The organism is Pseudomonas sp. VMV1, from assembly GCF_056790235.1.
In genome coordinates this window covers 59,113-68,996 of sequence record NZ_JBXGSE010000010.1, presented here as the reverse complement: position 1 = coordinate 68,996, position 9,884 = coordinate 59,113, and the positions used below count along the sequence as shown (strand labels likewise).

General features: G+C 65.8%; 9 protein-coding genes. All 9 read left to right on the top strand.

The window, feature by feature from the left end:
• Position 1 precedes the first annotated feature (1 nt).
• The 9 genes from ACUCV0_RS22085 (at position 2) to ACUCV0_RS22045 (ending at position 9,825) form a co-directional block, all read left to right on the top strand.
• Positions 2-679 (top strand): hypothetical protein, encoded by a 678-nt coding sequence (locus ACUCV0_RS22085; RefSeq protein WP_482213666.1) that lies wholly within the window; start codon positions 2-4, stop codon positions 677-679.
• A gap of 21 nt (positions 680-700) precedes the next feature.
• Positions 701-2,011: an SGNH/GDSL hydrolase family protein gene (locus tag ACUCV0_RS22080; protein WP_482213665.1), complete on the top strand. Its 1,311-nt coding sequence runs from the start codon at positions 701-703 to the stop codon at positions 2,009-2,011.
• A gap of 120 nt (positions 2,012-2,131) precedes the next feature.
• Positions 2,132-5,770 carry a beta strand repeat-containing protein gene (locus ACUCV0_RS22075; RefSeq protein ID WP_482213664.1) on the top strand — a complete coding sequence of 1,213 codons (3,639 nt, stop codon included), beginning with the start codon at positions 2,132-2,134 and terminating at the stop codon, positions 5,768-5,770.
• A 10-nt stretch (positions 5,771-5,780) separates the two neighbouring features.
• Positions 5,781-6,362, top strand: a complete 582-nt coding sequence (locus tag ACUCV0_RS22070; protein WP_482213663.1) for a DUF4376 domain-containing protein — start codon at positions 5,781-5,783, stop codon at positions 6,360-6,362.
• A 73-nt stretch (positions 6,363-6,435) separates the two neighbouring features.
• Complete coding sequence (locus ACUCV0_RS22065; protein WP_482213662.1) at positions 6,436-7,122, top strand: DUF7338 family protein; 687 nt, start codon at positions 6,436-6,438, stop codon at positions 7,120-7,122.
• Between the two features lie 3 nt (positions 7,123-7,125).
• On the top strand, positions 7,126-7,641 hold the full coding sequence (locus tag ACUCV0_RS22060; RefSeq protein ID WP_482213661.1) for a C40 family peptidase: 516 nt from the start codon (positions 7,126-7,128) through the stop codon (positions 7,639-7,641).
• On the top strand, positions 7,638-8,423 hold the full coding sequence (locus ACUCV0_RS22055; protein WP_482213660.1) for a hypothetical protein: 786 nt from the start codon (positions 7,638-7,640) through the stop codon (positions 8,421-8,423). Before ACUCV0_RS22060 ends, ACUCV0_RS22055 begins: the two co-directional genes overlap by 4 nt.
• Positions 8,420-9,313, top strand: coding sequence for a hypothetical protein (locus ACUCV0_RS22050; RefSeq protein WP_482213659.1), 894 nt, complete (start codon positions 8,420-8,422; stop codon positions 9,311-9,313). Before ACUCV0_RS22055 ends, ACUCV0_RS22050 begins: the two co-directional genes overlap by 4 nt.
• A complete protein-coding gene (locus ACUCV0_RS22045; RefSeq protein ID WP_482213658.1) occupies positions 9,310-9,825 on the top strand; it encodes a hypothetical protein in 516 nt (171 codons plus the stop codon). Before ACUCV0_RS22050 ends, ACUCV0_RS22045 begins: the two co-directional genes overlap by 4 nt.
• The last annotated feature ends 59 nt before the right edge of the window (positions 9,826-9,884 follow it).

The window sequence follows — 9,884 nt, the reverse complement described above, 5'->3', positions numbered from 1 at the left end:
CATGAATCCGCTGCTCCAGACGCTGCAAGTTGGCGACACCGAGGAGCAGCTGGTGCAGCTGTTCAACCAGCTGTATCTGGAGAACCTGGCCGAGCTGGACGACGAGATCAACGTCTACGGCGCCCCGCACCTGGGTCCGCTGTCGCTCATCCAGCGCGCGCTCACGGGCGACGGCCTGTCGGTGCTCAACCTCACCGACGACGACGGGATGCGCTACCTCTACAAGGCGTGGCGCCATCGCAACCCCAAGCGGGGCATGCACTTCCTCAAGAAGTACCTCCAGATCCTGTTCGGGTCGGTCTGGGACGTCAGCCAGCTCTGGCAGAAGAAGTCCGCCGCCTACCCCGAGGGCTGCAAGAGCTTGGCCGAAATCGCCCTGGATGGCGAAGCCATCGAGGCCTTCTACATGACCTCGCGTGTGCGGGTGGACGTGGCCACCAGCGAGGTCCCCGAGCGCGTGCTGCGCGCCCTGCTCTCCACCGTGGCCGCCCGGATCGTGCTTGAAGTCCGGGTAACCCGCGCCTTTCGCAGTACCTACGTCGCCGCGCCGACGTTCTTCCCTATCACGCTGTGCTATGTCGCCGGCGAACTGATCGACGACAACCTCCCTGACGGCGCCCTGGCGCTGGGTGGGGCAGTGATCGTGTCGGGTGGTCAGCGCGTCGTCGCCTCGTCTTGACCCCCTGCTTAGAGCGACCTCATGGCCGACACCCTCGAACTTACCGCAGCCCTCAACCGACTGGGCTTTGTCCGCGCTACGCCGCGTAACCGCGCCATCGGCGGCTTCGGCGATAGCCGGATTTTCCTCTCCTGGTCGGGCTCCGGCGCCAACGACTACCTCAAGACCTGGGGCCTCATGGGCTGGGTGCAGAAGTTCAGCAACGGCGCCTGCTCCGCACCGGTGGCCTATAACGGTGGTGTCGCCGGCGACACTACCGCCCAGATGCTCGTCCGCCAGGCTGCCTACATCGCCACGCTCAAGGCGGCCGGCGTCAACCTGGTGGTGGTCTGGGGCTCGACCAACGACCGCCCCGCCGGTATCGACCTGGGCACCAGCCAGCGCAACCTGCGCGAGATCGTGCGCAACTTCCAGATCGCCGGCATCGACGTGATCTTGATCAGCGAGACGCCGCGCGGGAATGGCTCCAGCAGCTACGAGCTCACCGCCGCACAGAAGGCCGACCACTACGCGATGCACGTCTGGATCGAGACGGTCATGAGCCAGATGTGCGCGGTGGCCAACGTCTGGGACTATTGGGTCGATCCCGCCAGCGGGACCAACTACTACCCCCTGGCCAGCGTCGTGCGTGACTGGATCCATCCCAGCAAGATCGGCGGAATGGTCGCCGGCCGCGTGGTGGGCAAGATCGTCGCGGCCTGGTGCCGGGGTCTGCCGGATCTCGCCGAGTCCAACGTGGTGTTCAACGCCACCTCCAATCCCAAGGGCTCGCTCACCTCCAATCCCCTGGTGGCGGGCGCCGGCGGCTCGATCTATTCCAGCTGCGCGCCAGTCGCAGGCTCAGTGCTGGCTGACGGCTGGATCGCAGAGCTCACCAACGGCAGCATCAGCGGCCTGACCACCACCTGGTCCAAGGAAACCCTCGACGGTGTCAGCTACCAGAAGCTGCGCATCAAGGGGATCGCCACCAGTAGCCCCGCCGAGGTCAGTGCCTACGTGGACGTGCCGCTGACCAGCCTGGCCAACAATGACAAGCTCAAGGCGTCCGGCCTCGTGATCAGCCAGGGCGTGGGCCTCTCGGCTATCGGCCTCAACCTCATGTTGGTGCCCGGCTACACCCAGAAGCTCGACGGCGATGAGTCCGATTCCAGCCTGCCCTACCCAAGCGAAAACCTGGGGCCCCTGCCCTTCGAGACCCCGCTGCTGGTCTTCCTCACCGCGACCGGGCTGACCCTGGTCCGTCTGCGACTCACCGTCACCGTGAGCCCTTCGCGGGACGTGGACTGCACCGTCTGGTTCGGCAAAGCCGGCGCCCTCAAAGTCACCTACTGACCCAGCTTGCCCCTTCGGAAAGACCCGCCCGGAGGGGCGTAACGGCCCTCACAGAATAGGCGCAGCATAGGCGTGGCCTCCTCGGCCGCGCCTGCCCTTTTTGGCGCCCACGAGGACCGCATGGCTACATCCACCCCGCAATCGGTCGTGTTCATTCCGACCATCACCGACGCAGGCAAAGCCGCCGCGCTGGCGGCCAGCAACAACGGCCTGGCGCTGACGCTCGATGCCGTATCGTTCGGCACTGGCGCCTACTCGCCATCCGGCAAAGAGACCGCGCTGGTCAATGAGATCAAGCGGGTCAAGGTCGGCTCCAGCGCCCGCGTGACCAACAACCAGATCCGCATGACCAGCGTCTGGCCGGCGGACACCAGCACCGGCACCATCAACGAGGTGGCGTTCTGGGCCGGCAACGTGCTCTTCGCCATCTGGAGCCGTACCACCGGCCCTCTGGGTAGCAAGACCAGCGGCGTGGCCTTCGTCCTGGTCAACGACATCAGTTTCGACCAACTGCCTTCCAGCAGCCTGAACGTCTCTGTGGATCCTGATTCGGCCCTAGTGCTCGCCATGCTCGCGGCGCACGAGGCTGCGACCAATCCGCACCCCAATTACGTGCTGATCTCGACGGTCGATAGCAACTTCGGCGGTATCGCGCAGCCGCTCATGGATGGCACCAGCAAGGTCGGCGCCAGCAAGCGATTTGCGCGCGAGGATCACGTCCACCCGACCGATACCACCCGCGCGCCACTGGAGTCACCGTCGTTCACCGGCAGCGTCAACATGGCCGGCACACTGACGGTCGCGGGCCTAACGACCCTCAAGGACGCGGTCAGCCTGGCCAGTACCCTGGCCGTCGCCGGCCTGGCCACCTTCGCTGACGCCAAGGTCACCGGCTCGCTTAACGTGCCCACTCAGGCGGTGGGGAACAACACCACGCTGGCCGCCTCGACGGCCTTCGTCTCCACGGCGATCAGCAACCTGGTCAACGGCGCCGGCGCTGCGCTGGACACGCTCAACGAGCTGGCCACGGCGTTGGGCAACGACGCCAATTTCTCCACCACCATGGCCAACGCCCTGGCGCTCAAGGCGCCACTCGCCGCCCCGAGCTTCACCGGTGCGGTCAGCATGGCTGGCAGCCTCACAGTGGCGGGCGTAACGACGGTCAACAACACCCTGACCGTGACCGGTGCGGCCAGCTTCGGCAGCACGCTGGGCGTTACGGGTAACGCCACCATCGGCGGCACCCTGGGCGTTACCGGGAAGCTCACTGCCGCTGGCGACGTGGCCATAGGCGGCACGTCCACCGTGGCGGGCTGGCAGTACCTGACCGGTGCGGCCTTCTTGTTCCAGCCGGCCACCGCCGTCGCGGCCCGGATGGAGATCGGCTACATCGGCGGCACCGCCACCGCTCCCTATATCGACTTCCATTCCGGCGCGACCGCCGTGGACTTCGATACCCGCCTGCTCGCCTCGGGCGGCACCGGCGCCAATGGCGGAGGCACCCTGACCTTTACCGGCGCCACCTTCGCCGTCTCGGGCACGCTCAAGACCGCCGGCGAGGTGCAGACCACCAGTAGCGTCGGTTATCGCCAGGCGGTCGGGAACTACGGCACCTTCTGGTACAACGACGGCGCGGCCCTGTACCTGCTGATGACCGCCAGCGGCGATCCCTACGGCACGTTCAACAGCCTGCGGCCTTTCGCCGTTAACCTTGCGACCGGCCAGGTCTACATCGCCAACGGCCTCACCTCCTCCGGCCCGACCATCCTGCAGGACCAGACCACGCTGACCACCAGCGGCCAGGCCTGGGGCCTCACCGTGCAAGACACCGGCGTCAACGGCGCCACCATCAAGATGGTGGGCAACGGCGCCACCACGCCCGGCAAGTACCTGCGGGTACAAGATGGCTCGCTAGTCGTTAAGAACAGCGCCTATAACGCCAACATCTTCACCCTGTCGGACGCCGGTACTGGGGTGTTCGCCGGCGAGGTGCAATCGACCTCGAACCAGTCCTACCGGATCGTCCAGGGCAATTACGGGACCTTCTGGCGCAACGACGGCACCAACCTGTGGCTGATGCTGACGGACTCGGGCTCGCCCTACGGCGGCTACAACGCCCTGCGCCCCATGCGCGTGGGTCTGGCCGATGGCAAGGTGGTATTCGGCAACACCATGGCCGTATCGGGCCAGGCTACGTTCGATGGCACCATCCTTGCGAACTCGCAGGTGGACATCAAGACCAGCGGCAGCAGCACCTCGCTGGTGATCACCGATACCGGCGGCAACGGCGCCAACATCAAGCTGGTGGGCAACGGGGCGACCACCCCGAACAAGACCATTCGGGTCAATGCGGGCTCGCTACAGGTCATCAACAGCGACTACAGCGCTCAGCTGTTCACCCTGAACGATGCGGGTAACGCCTGGTTCGCCGGCACGCTGTCGGCCGATGGCGCCGCCACGTTCAACAAGACCCTGTACGTCAAAGGCGACACTACGCTGGGTGATGGCGGGTTCGTCTTCACGTCCAACACCCTGTCGATCAAGCCGTCTGGCATGAACGCGGGCTTTGAACTCGGTGATACCCGAGGGGCCATCGCAACGACGCCCTTTATCGACTTCCACTCTGGCGCCACGCCGGTGGACTGGGATTTCCGCATCATCGCCGGCGGCGGCAACGGCCAGAACAGCGGGGGCTACCTGTCGCTGCTAGGCGCGAGCCTGTACGTCAACCCGATCACCTGGTTCTACAAGCCGATCAATGTTTACACATCCGGGGGGGACTCTGGCATTTTCATCAGCGGAGATGCCGGCCAGTATCGCTATTCCTCCTACCGCACGGCTGGAAAGGCTCGATGGGACTTCGGTGCAAGCAACGAGGCTGAGAGCGGCAACAACGTCGGTACAAATCTATATGTAAATCGCTTCGGCGATGATGGTTCGTATCTAGATACGCCTTGGTCTATTACGCGCCAGACAGGTGTGGTGAACGTGAGTCAAATGGCGGTCGGAACTGCCATCACCATGCCGACCCAGCCGCGCAACGACAACAGCACCAGGGGCGCCACGACTGCGTTCGTCAAGGACCTGTTCGGCGTCAAGGGCATTACGGTCCGCTTCACCAGCAATGGCACTTGGACCTGCCCCGAAGGCGTGAACACCATCTACGTCTCTGGTACGGGTGCTGGTGGCGGTGGTGGCGGTGGCGGTGGTTTCAGCTCCTCCTGGGGCGCCGGTGGCGGTGGCGGTGGTAGCGCGGGAACCTCTGCCATCGGTGTGGCTATCTCGGTCACGCCAGGCCAGACCTACAGCATCACCATTGGCGGTAGCGGTGCGGCTGGTGCTGGCGGCGCAGCCGGCAACGGAGGCTCGAATGGATCCACAGGCGGAACCACCTTCCTGCGCAACTCGGCCAATAGTGTGCTGGTACAGCTTGCGGGCGGCCAAGGCGGGCAAGGCGGTGACATTTCTGCTGGCGCAGGCGGCCAGGGCGGCGGCGTAGGCGGCAGCTGGGGCAGTGACTCGCAAATCACGACCGAAAACCAGGGCGCTAGTGGCGCTGGTGATGGTGGCGCTGGTGGATCCAACCCCTTCGGAACCGCTGGCGGCGCTGGTCGGGCTGGCAAGTCGAACGGTATCCCTGGCACCAATGGTTCCGGCTTTGGCGCCGGCGGCGCGGGGGGTGGTGGTGCCTACAGCTCCAGCGGCCCTGGCGGCTCCGGTAGCGTCGGTCTTCCTGGCCTCCTGCTGATTCAATACTAAGGACTCGCGCATGCAATACGCACACTTCGACCCTTCATCCCGCCAGGTCATCGGCTGGATCGATACGGATGCCTTCCACTATGAATCGCTACCCCCGGAGGGGCAGCTCTTGGTGCTGACCGAGGATCAGTACGAGCAGCGGGATCAGCCGCACTGGGTTTCATCTAAGGGAATGCTGCTCGATGCGGCGCCCGTGGCCGAGATAAGCCTGGTCCAGCTCAAGGAGCAGAAGATCGCTGAGATCACCGAGGCTTGCGCCAAGGCGATCGTTGCCGGCTTCGTCTGCGACGTGCTGGGCAAGGCCTACCTGTATCCCTCGAACACCGAGGACCAGCTCAACCTGACCGGCACCGTGGCGGCCTCCCAGCTGCCGCAGAATGCCAAAAATGCCGACTGGCGCGGTCCCTTCACCTGCCTGGATCCAGATACCGGCGTATGGGGCGACCAGATGCACACGGCCGAGCAGATCCAGAGGGTCGCTGGCGTGAGCTACGACACCATCCTGTCGCTGCGCATCAAGCGCAAGGGCCTGCTGGCCAAGATCGCGGCCTACGAGGATGCGACCAGCGTCCGGGGCGTGGTCTGGTCCTGATCGGAAACCCCGCGCCAGGCCGGCCCTGGCGCCCCCTCACCATGGGCGAACACTCATTCTCCGAGGTTCGCTCATGTCTTTTTCTGACGTCCCGTTGCGCTATCGGCTGGCTGCCTTCTGGCAGTGGGGCTGGGTCGGCGCCCTGCTGTTCGTCGGCGTCCTGCTGACCTACTTCCCCATGGGCATCCTGGTGGCGTTGACGGCCAAGGTGCAGACCAAGCATCCCCAGGGCAAGCCGCTAGCAGCTCGCCACGACGCTCGCTACATCGCCGAGAACGCCTCCGGCTGGTGGGAGTACGCCAATAGCGCCTGGGCCTGGCTGCGCCCCTGGTGCAACTACGAGGACGGCCTGTATGGCGAGCCCAGTGGCAAGACCAGCGCGCGCTGCAAGGGACGCGAGCGCACCCGCTGGAACGTCTACCTCTGGCTCTGCCGTAACCCCTTCAACTGGGCCAAGCGCACCAGCTCGCTGTTCGCTTGCCTCATCAACGACTGCGACCTCGACTGGTGGGGCCCGCACATGGGCATCACCGACAAGGCGCCGGTGGTGGAAGGCTGGTACTTCTGCCGCGCCACGCACCGCACGACCGGCCGCGTCTACTACGGCTACCGGCGCGTGCGCCTGAATGAGGACGGCACCGTCTACCAGATGACGCTGGGCTACAAGATCAAGCCTGAGCACGCCAGCCAGGTCCAGGACAGCGATGACCTCGACAAGGCCTTCACGCTGCGCGTGCAGTTCTCCTCCAAGGCGGATTGACCCATGGGCGAGATCAAGCTGCTGTTCAGCCGCACGCGCACGCTCCACTCGCTGGCCGTCCGCCTGTTCACCGGCTCGCCCTGGTCACACGTCGAATTCATCGATGGGGAGGGCGTCATTGGCGCCCTGCCTGGCGGCGTGCGCCTCACGCCGCTGACGGAGCGCCTGGCCGAGGTGAGCGCCTTCCAGATCGTGCGGGTCCCCTGCCCGGAGCCCCGGCGGGTGCTGACGGCCTGCTACACGCAGTACGGCAAGCCCTACGACTTCGCCGGCATCGTTGGCCTGGTGACTCGCGCGCGCAACTGGCAGGACCGTGATAGCTGGTTCTGCTCGGAGCTGGTGTCCTGGTGCTTCGACGCCGCCGGCTGGCCGCTGTTTCGCAAGGACCTCGTCTGGCGGATCACGCCGCAGCACCTCTGGATGCTGGAATTCCCCTGGGGTCGGGAAAGCGAAGTCCTGACGCCGGCGATGCGCGCCCTACTATCGAGCGATGTCCTGACTTCCGAGCTGAACCCATGAGCCAAAACGGCGAAATGTTCCCCCTCGACCTGGCGGTGGCCAAGCTGATGGCCCGCTGGTACGCGGGTATCTACGGCGATACGGCTGCCGTGCAGGAGTTCGCCGCGCGAGGCTGCAAGTACGCGATCAAGCTGGCACCAGGCCGCATGAGTGAAGACGCTGAGGAAATGCTCAAGGCCTACCGGCGCGATCAGCAGGGCGAGCACGGCGCCAACGCCAAGCTGCCGGTGGTGATCTTCGCCCTGGCTCGCGACTATGTTGGCACCGGTGGCGACTGGGGCGCCCGCCCCATGCCTCGCCAGCTGGTCACCTTCAGCGACGCCCAGGGCGCCGTGCAGGGCCAGCTGCGCTCGTACTACGGCCTGCGTACCGCCATGCACGACGTGCGCGTTCAGGTGGCCATCTTCGCGGCCGACAAGCAGAGCGCCCGGAGCCTGGCCGCCCAGTTCGCCATGTTCCTGGGCGACTTCGGCGAGAACCGCCACATCACTGCCGAGCACCAGTTCGGGCAGTACACCGTCCAGGCGCCTGCGGTGATCGAGAACCCCGACATGGCGTTCATGGTGGCCGGCGAGGCCAAGAACATGACCGTGCTGGCCGGTGACTTCACCCTCAAGGCCACTACGCCCTTCTTCGACGCGCCCAAGGCGGGCGAGCTCAACGACGGTAGCGCCAACAACCCGCCAGGCTACCCGCTGGTGGAAGAGGTCGAGACGGTCAACGTCAACCTGGGCACGGTGACCAGGACGACAGCCAACGGCACCACGCGAGCGCCGGCGTGAACGTCTACCTCAACGACGGCAAGGACCAGCTGCCCGGTGACCTGCTGCTGGAGACCGTCCTGCGGACGGATCTGGCGCCGGTCCCTCGCACGCTGGAGTTTTCCGTGCGGCTCAAGAGCGGCTTGGAGGCCAAGCTGGCCGACCGCACGCCCGTCTGGTGTGGTCGCGAGCACCTCAAATACGTGATCGTGAAGCGCGAGCGTGGCCACCCCGCCGGCGTGGTGCAGGGCGAGGACGCGCTGCAAGTCGGCACCTACACCGCGTTCCTGGAAGGCTTCGAGGCGCTGGCCGGCCCGCGCAGTCGCGCGGTGATCCAGCACAAGGCCTCTCTCGGCGCCCTCTATCTGGCCTGTGGCGCGCGGGTGAACATCGGCAACGACTTCACCGTGGCGCGCTTCGCTGCCTTGGTCGGCGACGTACCGACCTATCCGCTGGCTATCGCGCTCCAGGAGGAAGGCGCGGCCATGGTGCTGCGCGAAGGGCGGATGTCCATCGAGCGACTCCAGAACCTGCTCCAGCAGGAGCCGGTGGACGGTATCGGCCAGTTCGATTCCAGCGCCGCCCAGGGCAGCGAGCTGCTCGAACGACACGAGATCCCCATGGGCTACTCGGTCAACAGTGGCGGCGCCGTCGTGCGCGGTAACTACGACATCCCCCGCCGGGTCGCCTTCATGCCGCACCACGATGAGCGGATGCTGTACAACTTGAGCCGGGTGGCGGTGACCCGTCGGATCATCAACTCCCAGATGGCCCAGCACATCCGCGCCGGCGACGTGGTGGACGTCAACGGCATCAAGCAGCTGGTCATCACCGGCGCCCATCGCTTCCGGGCGCGCGAGGGCATTACCGAAACCCTGTCCCGCTTCTGGGTCGGAGATCTCTCAACGTGAGCCGCTACCCTGCTGTCGTGGCCGCCTACGCACGCGGCGCCAAGACTTGCGAGGTCCAGCTGCCGGGCCTCACCGACGGCGCGGGCGCCAACCTGATCGCCGAAATCGAGCTGCCGATCGGTGACCGAGGCGAGGACACTGAGATCCGCATCAAGCCCGGCGACAAGGTCTGGGTGGCGTTCATCAGCGGGGACCCGCGCTATCCGATCATCACCGGCTTTCGCGCCCAGCAGGATGTGAACATGGTCGGCACCCGCCACTGGGAGCACGACAATTTCACCCTCATTGCGGACGACACCGTCCTGATCAAGGCCGGGAAGTCGATCAAGCTGCAAGTCGGCGGCTCGGTGCTGGAGCTCACCGCCGAAGCGATCGCCCTGATCGCGAGCCAGCACACCATCAAGGGTCCGGTGACCCAAACGGATGGCGACATGACCTCCGACGGCATCAGTGCCCAGAAGCACAGCCACCTGGAGCAGGGCGACGGGGCGCCAGTTGGTCCGCCGATGTAGGGGCCGGAAAGCCGCGCCCGCCGGCGGCCGCCCGGCGCGGCACCATAGGGCAAACCCTT